Source organism: Acrocarpospora phusangensis, from assembly GCF_016862995.1.
GTDB classification, from domain to species: domain Bacteria; phylum Actinomycetota; class Actinomycetes; order Streptosporangiales; family Streptosporangiaceae; genus Acrocarpospora; species Acrocarpospora phusangensis.
Genome location: NZ_BOOA01000138.1, coordinates 1 through 14,367, shown reverse-complemented (window position 1 = coordinate 14,367; position 14,367 = coordinate 1). Strand labels below are relative to the sequence as shown.

Sequence of the window (14,367 nt, the reverse complement as noted above, 5' to 3'; positions counted from 1 at the left end):
CAGCTGTTCGGGGACGAATCCCCGCAGCATCGCCGCCGCCGCGAAATAGCTGGCCGCGGCCGCGACGAGCGCGACACCGCCCCAGGCCCAGTTCGCGGAGGTCACCACCGAGACCAGGTTGACCCGGCCGAGCTGGGAGAGCAGCAGATAGGCGGCGACCGCGCCGGCGATGATCGTGACCAGGGTCCGGGGCCGGAACCGTTCGAGGCGGACCTCTTCCACCTCGGCCTGGGGTTTCAGCGCGACGATGTGCTCGCGGACGGCGGGCAGCAGGTCCTTGTCCTTGCGCGTGGCGGAGCGGGTGGCGCGTGCCAGGGCGATCCGCTGGAGCAGGGGCATCGCGGAGGCGAGCATGTCCGCGCCCAGCACGGCCGTGGCCGACTTCACCGATCGTTCCGGGCCGACCCGCAGGGCCAGGTAGGCCAGCAGCTGGGCGATGTCGAGCCGGAGCAGCAGGTCGCCGGCGGCGATCTCGCCGCTGCGCGCGTCCACCAGGACGATCCGGCCGTTCGCGCCCACGTGGATGCTCTCCCCCGTCAGGTGGCGGTGGGCCAGGCGGCGGGCGTGCAGGAGCCGTACCTGCTCCCAGGTCTGGGCGAGGAGTTCGTCATCGATCTCTTCGTCGGCGAGTTCGGCGAGCGGGCGGCTGTCCAGGTGTTCGTAGGCGAGCAGGGCGGCTTCGGTGCCGACTTCGCTGGTGCCCAGCAGCCGGGGCAGGCTGGCTCCGGCGGCCTGCGCCGCGTACGCCATGAGGGCTTCGCGTTCGAGTTCGGCGCGCAGCGAGCGGATGGCCCGGCGGCGGGTCTCGGAGTTGAGGCGCAGCCGCCGCCACAGGCGGTACATGACGCCGGCCACCTGGCGGTCGCGGTCGAGCACGGTGACGTCGAGGCGGCTCTGGTTGGCCAGGCCCACGACGTAGCGGCGGCTGCCGGAGGTGTCGTCCTCGATGCGGCGCGCGCTTACGGGGGCAAAGCCGAGGCGGCGCAGGGCGGCGATGACGGCGCTGCCGGGCGGGCGGGTGTTGGCGCTGCCGATGCCGTACAGGGTGGCGTAGCCGACGGCGAGGCCGACGAGGTAGGTGACGATCGCGCCCAGTGCAGTGATCTTGGTGGCGGTGAAGAGGGCGAACAGGTCGAGGATCAGCGCCATCCAGAGCAGCGCGCGCCATTGCGGCCGCCGCGACATGCGCACGGCTGTGGCGTACGCGATGGCGGGAGTGAGCACCGTGTTGAGGGGTTCGACGTCACGGCCGCCGGTGAGCAGCTGGTTGAGGTCGGCGGGGCCGGCGGCGATGATCCATTCGTCCATCGCGTACGACAACAGCAGCGCGAGGATGGCGGCGATCAGGCCCTGGGCGACGCGCATGCCGTCACGGTGGAAAACCCGTTCGACGGCGAAGGCGACGGGGACCGCGAGCACGGCGATGCCGCCCAGCAGCCCGGCGACCGAGGAGAGGAACGCGGGAGCGCGGCCGGTTCCGGCCTGCACGTCGGTTTCGAGCCCGTTGAGGGTCCGCTGGGCGACCAGCGCCAGCAGGACGACGGCGGTCAGCGCCAGCAGGGTGAGCAGAAACCGGATCGCGTCGGAGGGACGGCGGATGCGCTGGGGCAGCAAGGGCTCGACGACGAGGACGACTCCTTGGTCTGGAGCCCCCACCGATTCGTCCTTCTCCTTGATGCCCCTCACCACCGTGATTCTCTGCGATCTTTGTTACTAGTGTCCACAATCGATGTCATGTGCATCGGCCCTCGTCGGTGAGGTGCTCCGGCGTATCCAATGCCTACCACTCTATGAAGCATGTGTGACGAGCGATCAGCCGTCTGATGATCGACTCGTTCCGCCACGGAGTGGCGACTCGCCGAAGTCGTGGCGGGCGCTCGGACGGCCGCCCCGGCATAGTTGATCAGTTCTTGTCGAGCACCACATCAGGGTCACACGCACGCGACCTCGGGGGATGTCCATGCGTCTGCTACTAACCACCGCTCTGTCCTTGTCCATCGGCACTGCCAATCCCGTCATAAGCCCAGCTCGCGCCGACACCGCTCCGGGAAGCGGCCCCGCCGCCGAATTGGCACAGGCGGTAACCGGCAACAACCTCGTCCGCCATCTCCGCAAATTTCAAGAAATAGCGGATCGGAATGATGGGAATCGGGCGGCAGGCACGATCGGCTATGACGAATCGGTTGAATATGTGCAAAGCGAGTTGATGGCGGCCGGTTATCAGGTCATCTCCGATCCTTTCGAGTTCGTGTATTACCAAGAATTGGCTCCCGCCCAACTAAAGTCCACCGTGAAATACCCCGGCACCGGCCCCGCACCCCACCAGGATGCGCAGATAAGCGCGACCACATTCCGGCACTCGGGATCGGGACGGGTGGCGGGCCAGATCCGGGACGCCGGGACCGGCTGTGTGTCCGCCGCCTTCGCGGGTTTCACCGCCGGCGAGATCGCGAAGGTCGTCCGGGGCGGCTGCACCTTCCACGAGAAGGTCGTCAACGCCGTCGCGTCCGGCGCGGTCGGCGTGGTGGTCGTCAACGACCGCGAGGGCGATCTGAAAGGCCGCCTGCGTGGGCCCGATGTCCGGGTGCCGGTGGTGGGCATCCGCCAGCAGGACGGTGACCTGCAAGGACATGTCGAGCTCACCACATCGACGATCAGCGAGCGCCGTAGTTCCCGCAACCTTCTGGTGCAGACGCCGTACGGCCGGACCGACCAGGTGATCATGGTGGGCGCGCATCTGGACTCGGTGCAGGAAGGCGCGGGAATCAATGACAACGGCTCGGGAAGCGCGGCCGTCCTGGAATTGGCGCTGCGAATGATCAAGTTTCAGCCGGATCGCGCCGTGCGGTTCGTCTGGTGGGGCGCGGAAGAGCTGGGATTGCTGGGATCCAAGCATTATGTGGCCAGCCTGAGCCCCCAGGAACGCGCCGATATCGCGCTATATCTTAACTTCGACATGATCGCCTCGCCTAATGGGACCTTCGCCATCTTCGACGGCGACGACTCCGATCTTGTCGGGCGCGGTCCGGGACCGCTCGGGTCCGACGAGATCGAACGATCTTTTCAGGCGTTCTACGACAGCCGGCATCTCCCGCATATCGGGACGGACTTCACCGGCCGCTCCGACTACGGCCCCTTCGTCGAGGTGGGAATCCCCGCGGGCGGGGTGTTCTCCGGCGCCGAAGCCGAAAAGACCAAGGAACAAGTGGATCTTTTCGGCGGGGAGGCCGGCAAACCGCTGGACGCCTGCTATCACAAGGCCTGCGACACGATCAACAACATCGATCCGGTCGCGCTCGAGGTGAACGCCGACGCCATCGCCCACGTCGTGGCCGCGTACGCGTTCCACGACCGGTAGCGACGTCCGCGGAGGGCATCCGTACAGTAAGGCCATGGAGTTGCAGGTTTTGGGGGCGTGCCCGCTTGATTGCCCGGATACGTGCTCGTGGGTGGTGACCGTACGGGATGGGGAGGCGGTCGGGCTCAGGGGCAACCGTGATCAGCCGTACACGCGGGGGGCGCTGTGCGTGAAGGTCAACCGGTATCTGGAGCACACGAAGGCCGCGGATCGCATCCTGTACCCGATGAAGCGGGTCGGGCCCAAGGGATCCGGGCAGTTCGAGCGCATCTCCTGGGACGAGGCGCTGGCCACGTGCGCGGAGCGGCTGGCCGAGATCGTCGAGAAGCACGGCGGTGAGGCCATCTGGCCGTACCAGGGCACGGGGACGCTCGGGTACATCCAGGGCGAGACCGGCGAGGCCGGACGGCGGTTCTGGAATGTGCTCGGGGCGTCCCAGCATGAGCTGAACATCTGCTCCCGCGCGGGACGGAACGGTCTCCGGTTTACGAACGGGACCGCGGGCGGCATGGACCCGGAGACGTTCGCGCAGTCCAAGCTGATCCTGCTCTGGGGCACCAACACGCTGACCAGCGGCCACCACCTGTGGAAGTTCATCCAGGACGCCCGGGCGGCCGGCGCGCACGTGGTCGCCATCGACCCGATCCGCACCCGGACGGCTGAGCAGGCCGACGAGCACCTGCCCATCCGTCCGGGCACGGACGGGGTGCTCGCCCTCGGCCTGCTCCACGTGGTCCTGGAGGAGGGCGCGGAGGACCGCGACTACCTGGAGAACCACACCCAGGGCTGGGACGATTTCAAGGCAGAAATTCTGAAATATTCACCGAGCCGGGTGGCCGAAATCACCGGATTGCCCGAGGAGGACATCCGATCCCTCGGCGTACGGCTGGCGCACACCCGCCCCACGGGCATCCGCGCCACGATGGGCCTGCAACGCCACAAGGGCGGCGGTTCGGCCCTGCGGCTGATCGCGTGTATCCCGGGCGTCACCGGCGACTGGCGCCACCCGGGCGGCGGCGTCTCGTACTCCACATCCGCCTATGTCCCTTTCGCGGTGGACACCCGCGAGGACCTTCTCCCTGGACCGGTACGGACCCTGACGATGACCCGCCTGGCCGACGAACTGGACGAGTCCGTCAAATGCCTGTGGGTCTACGCGGCCAACCCCATGGGCTCCTCCCCCGACCAGAACCGCATCCGGGAGCGCCTGCTACGCGAGGACCTGTTCACCGTCGTGATGGAGCAGTTCCCCACCGACACCGTCGACTACGCCGACATCGTGCTGCCCTCGACCATGCAGATCGAGCACATGGATCTGCACGCGGGCTACGGGCACATGTACCTGATGTGGAACGAACCGGCCGTCGAGCCTCCCGGCGAGTGCCTGTCCACCACGGAGACCTTCCGCCGCCTGGCCCGCGCGATGGGCCTCACCGAACCCTCCCTGTACGACTCCGACCTCGAACTGGCCGAGCAACTCCTGTCCGGCGCCCCCACGATCAACCTGGACCAGATCCGCAAGGACGGCTGGGCCAGAATCGACGTGCCCACCCCGTTCGTGCCGTTCGCGGATGGTTTCCCCACCCCCAGCGGCAAGCTCGAGTTCACCTCCGACGCCGCCGCGGCGGAGGGCCTCCCCCGCGTCGCCACCTATGTCCCCTCCCGTACGGCCAGTGAGACGCGCGGCGCGGAGTCCGGCAAGCTCGTCCTGATCACCCCCGCCTCCCACCACTTCCTCAACACGATCTTCGCCAACAACCCCGAGCTCCTGCGGCGTTCGAAGGACCCGGCCGTCCTCATCCACCCGCGCGACGCGGCCGCCCGCGGCCTCTCCACGGGCCAGCTGGTGCGCATCTTCAACCCCCACGGCGAACTCACCGCGAAGGTCGAGATCACCGACAAGGTACGGCCCGGCGTCGCGGCCATGACCAAGGGCCGCTGGCTCAAGCTCACCCCGGACGGCGCCAACCCCAACACCCTCGTCGAGGAGGCCGACGCCGACATGGGCAGAGGCCCGCTTTACCACGACAACTGGGTGGAGATCGAACCCGCGAACCTCACGGCAACGCGAGCTTGAAGCCTTCGTGCGTCGCGGTGAAGCCCAGCGACGCGTAGAAGCGGTGGGCGTCGGCGCGGCGTTTGTCGGTGGTCAGCTGGACCAGCTTGCAGCCCCGCGCCTTGGCCCGCTCGACCGACCAGGTCACCATGGCGCGCCCGATGCCCTGGTTCCGGTGGGATTCGGCGACCCGGACGGCCTCGATCTGGGCGCGTTCGCCGCCGTTCCTGGACAGGCCGGGAATGAAGGTCAGCTGCCAGGTTCCGACCAGCTCACCGTCGAGTTCCGCGACGAAGAGTTCGTTGTTGGGGTCGGCGTCGATCGCGGCGAACGCCGTCCACAGCTCTGGTCCGATCCCGTGGCCGATGCCACGGGACCGCGCGACGGCGTCGTCGTTGAGCAGGGCGACGATCGCCGGAACATCCTCCCGGCGCGCGGGCCGGAAAATCGCGTGACTCACGCCGGACAGCATGCCCTAGCCGGGTCAGGGGGCGGTCAGGGACTTCCCCGATGTGGCGAAAGCGGATGGCGAGGCACGCTGTAGACATGAACGAACTCACACGACGCGATGAAATGTCGCTGGCGGGGGCCGCGCTCCGCGGAGCTCCCTGGAAGGCCGCGGCCGTGACGGGAGGCGCTGTCGCCGGCACCAGCGTGCTGCTGGGACTGATCACCGGCTCAGCCGACCTGAGCTGGGCGCTCTGCGTGGGTATCACCCTGTTCTCGCTGGTCGCGGGGATCGGGGCGATCTCCAAGCCGGATCAGGGCGACCGGGTCACCCAGCAGGCACGCCGCTGGTCGCTGCGCCACCCGTGGCGCTTCGCGCTCTACCCGGCCGCCGGTTCCGCGATCTTGATGTACCCGGTCCAGCTCATCCTGGACCGCGAGGGTGTCTTCGGGGCCGCCTGGGACGCGGTCTGGGGCGGCGCCATGGTCTATCTGATCACCGCCGTGCTCGCGCTCTCGATGCGCAGCCGCGCCAAGAAGGGCAATCGCTGACGGTTAGGCGCGTTCCGCCTCGCCGCGTACGACGCAGAACTCGTTGCCCTCGGGGTCGAGCAGGGTCATCCAGCCGGTTCCGTCCGGTCTGCGGAAGTCGCCGTGGACCACCGCGCCCAACTCCAGCAACCGCTCGACCTCCTCATTCCGGGTACGGCCGTCCGCCGGCATCACATCCAGATGCATTCGATTCTTGACGGCCTTGCCCTCCGGAACCCGGATGAACAGCACATGCGGCACGCCCTGCGGCCGCTCCAGCATCACCTCGTCGTCCTCCGGCGCCGAGTCCACCAGCGGCCACCCGAGCACCGCACTCCACCACTCAGCCGTCTCGTACGGCCTGGCGCTATCAAACGTAATGGTATGAATCTCCATCATTCGCCCACTCAAGCGCACGGCCGGAAAACCCGTCAAACGGTTAACGCGGGCTAACGTCCCACCACAACGTCACGTACGTCGCCCGTGGCAGCGGCCACTCGGCCACCTCGATGACCTCCGGCGCTCGGGCCGGATCGAGGCACAGGCGACGGCAGGCCGCGTCGGCCATCTCCTCGACGGTCTCGTACGGCGCGTCGGGGGCGAGGTGGGTTTCCTGGCGGATGTCGTACCCGAGGGAGAGGCAGAGGGCGGCGACGTCGTCGGAGGTGGGGCCGGTGGGGCGGGCCAGGCCGTGGAAGTGGGACCAGAGGGGGGTGAGCCAGCTGGTCGGGTGGCGTCGCGGGAGTTCGAGGACGACGCGGCGGCGGGCGTGGGCGGTCAGTTCGGTCAGGAACGGCACGAGGTCGGGGACGTTGAACACCACATGCGAACAGATCACCACATCGGCTCCATCGGCCTCTTTCGCCACGTCCGGCCAGCGGCCGAGGATCGTGGTCGCCTCGGGGGCGCGTCGGCTGAGTTCAGCGAGCATGCCGGGGTTCTCGTCGACGGCGATCAGTTTCGCGGGGAGTAAGCCCAGGCTGGCGGCTCCCGTACCAGCCCCTACGTCGAGAACGCTCGTGGGGGACGCCTCGCGGGAGCGTTCGTAGGTCGGGCCCTTCGGCTCGGCCACCATCCGCGCGGTTCTTGTGGCGAATCTCTCAACGCGGTGGGTCCAGGGATCGGCCGGCGCCTGAGCCAGGATCTCCGGCGGGATCGCCCACGCTTCCAGCTGTTCCCGCCACCGGGCGGCCAACTCCTCTGTGCGCATAACCGCAAGATAACCATGCTTAGTGGGTGTTACTGGCGGGTAGCATTCCAGTAGAGTTACCCGCCAGTAGGAGACCCCCAGCCGGTAGGAGTACGTGATGGGCCACTACAAGAGCAATGTCCGGGACCTGGAGTTCAATCTTTTTGAGGTCTTCGGCCGCGGCGAGATCCTTGGCAAGGGCCCCTTCGCCGACATCGACGAGGACACTGCCCGAAGCATCCTTGACGAGGTCAACCGGCTGGCCAGCGGGCCGATCGCGGAGTCCTTCGAGGACAGCGACCGGCATCCCCCGGTGTTCGACCCGGCCACGCACAGCGTGACCATGCCCGAGAGCTTCAAGAAGTCCTACAACGCGTGGATGGACGCCGAGTGGTGGCGGATGGAGCTCCCGGTTGAGCTCGGCGGCACGCCCGCGCCGCGCAGCCTGCAGTGGGCGGCCGGGGAGATGGTCATGGGCGCCAACCCGGCCGTGTGGATGTTCGGCTGCGGTCCCTCCTTCGCCCGGCTGGTCCACCTGCTCGGCACCGAGGACCAGAAGCGTTTCGCCGAACTGGCCGTCGAGCGCCGCTGGGGGGCCACCATGGTCCTCACCGAACCGGACGCGGGGTCGGATGTGGGCGCGGGCCGTACCAAGGCGATCAAGCAGGAAGACGGGACCTGGCACCTCGAAGGGGTCAAGCGGTTCATCACCAGCGCAGAGCACGACATGGCGGAGAACATCTTCCATCTGGTGCTGGCGCGGCCGGAGGGCCACGGCCCCGGCACCAAGGGCCTGTCGCTGTTCCTGGTGCCCAAGTTCCTCGTCGACCTGGAGACCGGCGACCTGGGCGAGCGCAACGGCGTCTACGTCACCAACGTCGAGAAGAAGATGGGCCTGAAGGTCTCCACCACCTGCGAACTCACCTTCGGCGAGCGGCACCCCGCGATCGGCTACCTGGTGGGCGACGTGCACGAGGGCATCAAGCAGATGTTCCTGGTGATCGAGAACGCGCGCATGATGGTCGGCTCGAAGGCCATCGCCACGCTCTCCACCGGCTACCTCAACGCGCTCGACTACGCCAAGAACCGCATTCAGGGCGCCGACCTCACCAAGATGACCGACAAGACCGCTCCCCGGGTACGCATCACCGCCCACCCCGACGTACGGCGCGAGCTCATGCTGCAGAAGTCGTACGCGGAGGGCATGCGCGCCCTGGTCCTCTACACCGCCACCTTCCAGGACGCGATCCAGCTCAACCCGGACGACCACCACGCGGAGGCGATGAACGACCTGCTGCTCCCGCTGGTCAAGGGCGTCGGCTCCGAGCGCTCCTACGAACTGCTCGCCCGCTCCCTCCAGACCCTCGGCGGCTCCGGCTTCCTCCAGGACTACCCGATCGAGCAGTACATCCGCGACTCCAAGATCGACTCCCTCTACGAGGGCACCACCGCCATCCAGGGCCTGGACCTGTTCTTCCGCAAGGTCCTGCGCAACCAGGGCGCCGCGCTCGGCTCGCTGCTCGACGAGATCAAGGAGTTCGCCGGGTCGCAGGCGGGCAACGGCCGGCTCAAGGTCGAGCGCGGGCTGCTCGACCAGGCCGCCGACGACGTCAAGGCCATGGCCGACAAGATGGCCGGATGGGCGATCGGCTCGCTGGAGACGCCGAAGGAGATCTACAAGGTCGGCCTCAACACGACCCGCTTCCTGATGGGCCTCGGCGACCTGATCCTCGGCTGGCTGCTGCTGCGGCAGGCGGAGGTCGCCCTCAAGGCCCTCGGCGACTCCGACCGCGACCGCGACTTCTACACCGGAAAGGTGGCCTCCGCGTCGTTCTTCGCCCAGAACGTGCTGCCGCGCCTGGCCACCGAGCGCCAGATGCTCATGGCCACCAACCAGGAGCTGATGGACCTCCCGGAGGAGGCCTTCTAGGCGACACAAAAGGACCGCCGCCGTCTGCTCGACGGCGGCGGTCCTTTTTTGGTGCTTACAGCTCGTGCTGTACGGCGGCCCTACCGGCCAGGATCGGCTTGATGTACTCCTCGATCACGGCCAGATGCACCGGATGATCGCGGTACACGAGGTAGCCGTCCACGTCGTCGAAGTCCGCGACGACCCCGAGCGAGTGGTTGCCCGCGTTCAGGCCGGCGTCCTCGCCGATCTCGTACCGCCGGATCTCGGGGATGGCCCCGGGGAGCTTGGACAGCTGGGCGACGACCTCGGCTCGCTGCTCCGCGGTGGCGTCCGCGGTCCAGGCCAGCAGCACAATGTGCCGGAACATATGTCTCCTTATCCGAAAACCGCGGGCAGGGTGGCCCGGTGCGTCTCGCGCAGGGTGGCGACCGGGATCTCGAAGGCGTTCTCGACCGTCAGCGTCGTGCCGCCGGTCTCGCCGAGACCGTAGCAAGAGACCTCGTGGGCGGCGCAGAGCTCGGCCAGCGCGGCGAACCGCTCCGGTTCGACGCAGACCAGCGCGCGGGCGGACGACTCGCTGAACAGATCAACGAACGCGTCCTCGCCGGGCAGCGAGACGGTCGCGCCGATCCCCTTCGGCAGGCAGGCCTCCGCCAGGGCGACGGCCAGGCCGCCGTCCGACAGGTCATGCGACCCCGCCAGCAGCCCCCGCCGGGACGCCGTGGTGAGCACGTTCGCCAGCGCGCGCTCGGCCTCCAGCCGGACCTGCGGCGGCAGCCCGCCCAGGTGGCCGTGGGCCACGTGCGCCCACTCCGAGCCGCCGAACTCGTCGGCGGTGTCCCCGAGCAGAACGACCCGCAGGCCCTCGGCCGTGAACCCGGACGGCACCCGCTTCGCGACGTCCTCGATCACGCCGAGCACGCCCACGACCGGCGTCGGGTGGATGGCGGCCGATCCCGTCTGGTTGTAGAAGGAGACGTTTCCGCCGGTCACCGGGACGCCCAGGGTCTTGCACGCGTCCGCGAGCCCGCGCACGGCCTCGGCGAACTGCCACATCACCTCGGGGTCCTCCGGCGAGCCGAAGTTGAGGCAGTTGGTCACCGCCAGCGGCGTCGCCCCGGTCACGGCCACATTCCGGTACGCCTCGGCCAGCGCCAGCTGCGCCCCCGCGTACGGATCGAGCTTGGCGTAACGGCCGTTGCCGTCGGTGGCGAGGGCGATGCCGCGGGTCGTCTCGCTGGCTCCGGGCATCGACTCGGAGATGCGCAGCACGCCCGCGTCGGCCGGCTGGGCGAGGACGGTGTTGCCACGGACGTACCGGTCGTACTGGGAGGTCACCCACTCGCGGGAGGCGATGTTGGCGGAGCCGAGCAACTGGAGCAGGGTGGCGCCCAGGTCGGCCGGCCTGGCCAGCTCGACGTGGGCGTTGAGCGCGGCCTGACCGGCGGGCTCGTGGTAGGGCCGGTGGTAGACCGGGCCCTCGTCGGCGGCGGTTCCCGGGGGAATGTCGACGATGACCTCGCCGTCCCAGGTCATCACCAGGCGCCCGGAATCGGTGACCTCGCCGATGACAGTCGCGGGCACGTCCCACTTCTCGCAGATCGCCAGGAAGGCGGCGATGTCGTCGGGGGTGACGACCGCCATCATGCGCTCCTGCGACTCGCTCATCAGGATCTCTTCCGGCCGCAGCGTCGGGTCGCGCAGCGGGACCAGGTTGAGGTCCACGGCCATTCCGCCTGTGCCCTTGGCGGCCAGCTCGGTCGTCGCGCAGGACACCCCGGCCGCGCCGAGGTCCTGGATGCCGACGACCACGTCCGCCTGGTAGAGCTCCAGGCAGCACTCGATCAGCAGCTTCTCCATAAACGGATCCCCGACCTGTACGGCCGGCCGCTTGGCCTGGGATTCGTCCTCGAAAGTGGCCGAGGCGAGCACCGAGGCGCCGCCGATGCCGTCCGCGCCGGTCCGCGCGCCGAACAGCACGACCTTGTTGCCGGGCCCGGGAGCGGTGGCCAGCTTGATCTGGTCCTTCCGCAGCAGGCCCACGCAGAGCGCGTTGACCAGCGGGTTCCCGATGTAGCAGGGGTCGAAGACGACCTCGCCGCCGATGTTGGGCAGGCCGAGGCAGTTGCCGTAGTGGCTGATGCCCTCCACCACGCCCGGCAGCACCCGGCGGGTGTCGGTCTGGTCCAGGCCGCCGAACCGGAGCGAGTCCATGACCGCGATCGGACGGGCGCCCATCGACATGATGTCGCGCACGATGCCGCCGACGCCGGTGGCCGCGCCCTGATGGGGTTCGACATAGGAGGGGTGGTTGTGCGACTCGATCTTGAAGGTCGCGGCCCAGCCGTCGCCGATGTCGACGACCCCCGCGTTCTCCCCCATGCCGACCAGCAGCGCCTCAGACGCCGGGGCCTTGGTGGCGAACTGCCGCAGATGCACCTTCGACGACTTGTACGAGCAGTGCTCGCTCCACATCACCGAATAGATCGCCAGCTCGGACCCCGTCGGCCGCCGTCCGAGGATCTCCTTGACCCGGAGGTACTCCTCTTCCTTCATGCCCAGCTCGGCGTAGGGAAGGCGTTCGTCCGGGGTCTGGAGGGCGCGCTTGACGCTGTCCACGGTCATGCGGTCACCAGCCTCTTGAGGATCGAGGTGAAGAAGCCCCGGCCGTCCACGCTCGGCGCGCCGGTCAGCTCCTCGACGGCGTGCTCGGGGTGCGGCATCAGGCCGACCACGTTCCCGGCCTCGTTGGAGATTCCGGCGATGTCGTTGAGCGAGCCGTTGGGGTTGCCGCCGGAGTAGCGGAAGACCACCCGGCCGGTGCCCTCCAGCTCGGCCAGCGTCGCCTCGTCGGCGACGTAACGGCCCTCACCGTGCTTGATCGGGAGCACGATCTCCTGGCCCTCGGCGAACTCGCCGGTCCAGGCGGTAGCGGTGTTCTCGACGCGGATGCCCTGGTCGCGGCAGAGGTAGTGCAGGCCGGCGTTCCTGGTCAGGGCGCCTGGCAGCAGGTGCGCCTCGCAGAGGATCTGGAAGCCGTTGCAGGTGCCGAGGACGGGCAGTCCCGCCTTGGCGGCCGGGATCAGCTCCTCCATCAGCGGGGCGAACCTGGAGATCGCCCCGCACCGGAGATAGTCCCCGTAGGAGAACCCGCCGGGCAGGAAGACCGCGTCCACCCCCTTGAGGTCATGATCCGCATGCCAGAGCGGTACGGCTTCCGCTCCAGCCAGCCGGACGGCTCGCGCCGCGTCCTGATCGTCGAGTGTCCCGGGAAAGGTGACGACGCCCACCCGCATCACTTAGGGCCCTCCCAATGCACGCAGAAGCCACCGACTCCGGTGGTCAGCAGTCTTTGGCGGTACGCCTCAGGTTATCGGAAGCTCACTGAGCTCAGCGCCCAGGGCATCCCTGGCGAAGCTGGTCAGGGGGTGATGGATGGCGATTTGGGGGTGTGGGGGTGGGCGGGATCGCCGTGGGGGTAGGGGTGGTCGGCCTTGGTTCCGTGAGAGTGGGGCAGGCGTGTTTGCCCGGAAAATGTTGGGCTTGGCGCGGTCGGGGCGCGGGTTGTGGCGGGTGGAGGCCATTAGGACGCACCCGTAAGTGTCACTGGAGGGTTAGACGCTGGCCAGTTGACGGTCTCGGGAGAGGTGGTGGGCGATGGCGTCTTCGTCCCAGTCGAGTTCCTTGCTGAGACGGACCGTGGTGCCGCTGCCCGGGGTGATGTCGAATGAGATCTCGTCCACGACGGACTGCATGATCATGATGCCTCGGCCGTTCTCCGTCTCGCCGGCCGGATACTGCTGAGGAATCGCGGTCAGCCCACGTCCTCGGTCCATGATGCGCAGTTCGCAACGCCAGTCATCAATGGCCGCCTGCACTTGATATCTCGTGGCCGGTCCACCATGTCTCACCGCATTGGCGCAGGCCTCGGAGGTCGCCAGCAAAAGGTCCGACACACACTCCTCGGTCACGCCCAGCGATCGCAGCGCATCACCGAGCACTCGACGAACCATCGGGATGCCGATCGCATCACGCGGGAGAGCCAGCGAGAACTCGATGTCCACCGGAGGCCTCCCTTCCACGTAGGTCACTAGAACGTGCTTCCCCGAGGGATGGGGCCTAATCGCAACTGCGCAACCAAAATCACGCGGTTGTCATTCGGGGTTATGCGTATATCGGACTTCTCCCACTTCACGGTCCATGGGTAAGCCGGAGGAGCCCCGAAGCGATGTTCGCTTTCGTTCCTGTGGACTGCGCAGGTACGCAAAGGACTCTGATCTGGAGTCGAGCGTTTCTTTCTCGGAGTGCGCTCAGTGCTCGCCTCGGAGAACCCGTAAGTCGTCGCTGCCGTCTCGACGTATCGCCAGGTCATTTGACCCACATTGTTTGCGCAGGTTCCGATGCTGTTGCGGGCGGGAGCTGTGTGGCATGGTCACGGTGGTTCTCCCACCCACCCACCCTTTTCTGCGCTGCGCGCGGCTTCTTCGGCAGGCCCTGCCGGCCAGGCCCCCGGTTCCGGCAGGCCCTGCCAGCCGGGCCCGGTTCCAGCAGTCCCTGCCAGCCAGGCACCGGTTCCGGCACGCCTGGCCGGCCAGGCCCCGATTCCGGCACACCCTGCCAGCCGGACCCCGATTCCGGCATGCCCTGTCAGCTGGACCCCGGTTCCGGCAATCGAGCCCTGTTTCGTGGAATCACAGGAAGCCCGGGATGGGAGGGCTGCCGAGTTTCTGTACGAACGAGGCGGTTGCGGAGTTCCCCGAGCGTGAGGGAACTGGCCGCCGAGCGCAGCGCAGAAGAGGGTGGGTGGGTGGGACAACCACCGCAGGCTATGCCAGGCATGCCGGCGAGCGCCCGAAGAGGGGCAGAGCGCCAGC

12 protein-coding genes are annotated in these 14,367 nt (G+C 68.2%); 4 read left to right on the top strand and 8 right to left on the bottom strand.

The features are described 5' to 3' along the window. Positions 1–1,686: TIGR00374 family protein (locus tag Aph01nite_RS39425; RefSeq protein WP_204046197.1), on the bottom strand; the 1,686-nt coding region annotated here is incomplete at its 3' end. A 274-nt stretch (positions 1,687–1,960) separates the two neighbouring features. On the opposite strand from Aph01nite_RS39425, the gene Aph01nite_RS39420 reads away from it, so the two are divergent. After that, the gene (locus tag Aph01nite_RS39420; protein ID WP_204046196.1) at positions 1,961–3,358 is read left to right on the top strand and encodes a M28 family metallopeptidase; all 1,398 of its coding nucleotides are present in this window, start codon (positions 1,961–1,963) and stop codon (positions 3,356–3,358) included. Positions 3,359–3,392: 34 nt separating this feature from the next. Then, entirely contained in the window at positions 3,393–5,435 is a 2,043-nt protein-coding gene (locus Aph01nite_RS39415) for a molybdopterin-containing oxidoreductase family protein (RefSeq protein ID WP_204046195.1), read from the top strand. On the opposite strand, the gene Aph01nite_RS39410 is transcribed toward Aph01nite_RS39415, so the two are convergent. After that, on the bottom strand, positions 5,416–5,874 hold the full coding sequence (locus Aph01nite_RS39410) for a GNAT family N-acetyltransferase (protein WP_239162323.1): 459 nt from the start codon (positions 5,872–5,874) through the stop codon (positions 5,416–5,418). The genes Aph01nite_RS39415 and Aph01nite_RS39410 overlap by 20 nt on opposite strands. An 86-nt stretch (positions 5,875–5,960) precedes the next feature. On the opposite strand from Aph01nite_RS39410, the gene Aph01nite_RS39405 reads away from it, so the two are divergent. Continuing rightward, positions 5,961–6,413 (top strand): hypothetical protein, encoded by a 453-nt coding sequence (locus Aph01nite_RS39405; RefSeq protein ID WP_204046193.1) that lies wholly within the window; start codon positions 5,961–5,963, stop codon positions 6,411–6,413. Between the two features lie 3 nt (positions 6,414–6,416). On the opposite strand, the gene Aph01nite_RS39400 is transcribed toward Aph01nite_RS39405, so the two are convergent. Both Aph01nite_RS39400 and Aph01nite_RS39395 read right to left on the bottom strand, forming a co-directional pair. After that, on the bottom strand, positions 6,417–6,788 hold the full coding sequence (locus tag Aph01nite_RS39400; RefSeq protein WP_307836825.1) for a VOC family protein: 372 nt from the start codon (positions 6,786–6,788) through the stop codon (positions 6,417–6,419). 43 nt (positions 6,789–6,831) lie between these two features. After that, a complete protein-coding gene (locus tag Aph01nite_RS39395) occupies positions 6,832–7,602 on the bottom strand; it encodes a class I SAM-dependent methyltransferase (protein WP_204046191.1) in 771 nt (256 codons plus the stop codon). Between the two features lie 97 nt (positions 7,603–7,699). Between Aph01nite_RS39395 and Aph01nite_RS39390 the strand changes: the two genes are divergently transcribed. Continuing rightward, entirely contained in the window at positions 7,700–9,511 is a 1,812-nt protein-coding gene (locus Aph01nite_RS39390; RefSeq protein WP_204046190.1) for an acyl-CoA dehydrogenase, read from the top strand. Positions 9,512–9,566: 55 nt separating this feature from the next. Here the strand turns inward: Aph01nite_RS39390 and Aph01nite_RS39385 are convergent, their stop codons facing one another. The 4 genes from Aph01nite_RS39385 to Aph01nite_RS39370 all read right to left on the bottom strand — a co-directional run bounded on the left by Aph01nite_RS39385 (position 9,567) and on the right by Aph01nite_RS39370 (position 13,557). Continuing rightward, positions 9,567–9,860, bottom strand: a complete 294-nt coding sequence (locus Aph01nite_RS39385) for a Dabb family protein (protein WP_204046189.1) — start codon at positions 9,858–9,860, stop codon at positions 9,567–9,569. Positions 9,861–9,868: 8 nt separating this feature from the next. Next, entirely contained in the window at positions 9,869–12,118 is a 2,250-nt protein-coding gene (gene purL, locus Aph01nite_RS39380) for a phosphoribosylformylglycinamidine synthase subunit PurL (RefSeq protein ID WP_204046188.1), read from the bottom strand. After that, positions 12,115–12,789, bottom strand: coding sequence for a phosphoribosylformylglycinamidine synthase subunit PurQ (gene purQ, locus Aph01nite_RS39375; RefSeq protein WP_204046187.1), 675 nt, complete (start codon positions 12,787–12,789; stop codon positions 12,115–12,117). The genes purL and purQ overlap by 4 nt, the downstream gene beginning before the upstream one ends. A gap of 318 nt (positions 12,790–13,107) precedes the next feature. Continuing rightward, positions 13,108–13,557 carry an ATP-binding protein gene (locus Aph01nite_RS39370; RefSeq protein WP_204046186.1) on the bottom strand — a complete coding sequence of 150 codons (450 nt, stop codon included), beginning with the start codon at positions 13,555–13,557 and terminating at the stop codon, positions 13,108–13,110. Positions 13,558–14,367 lie beyond the last annotated feature (810 nt).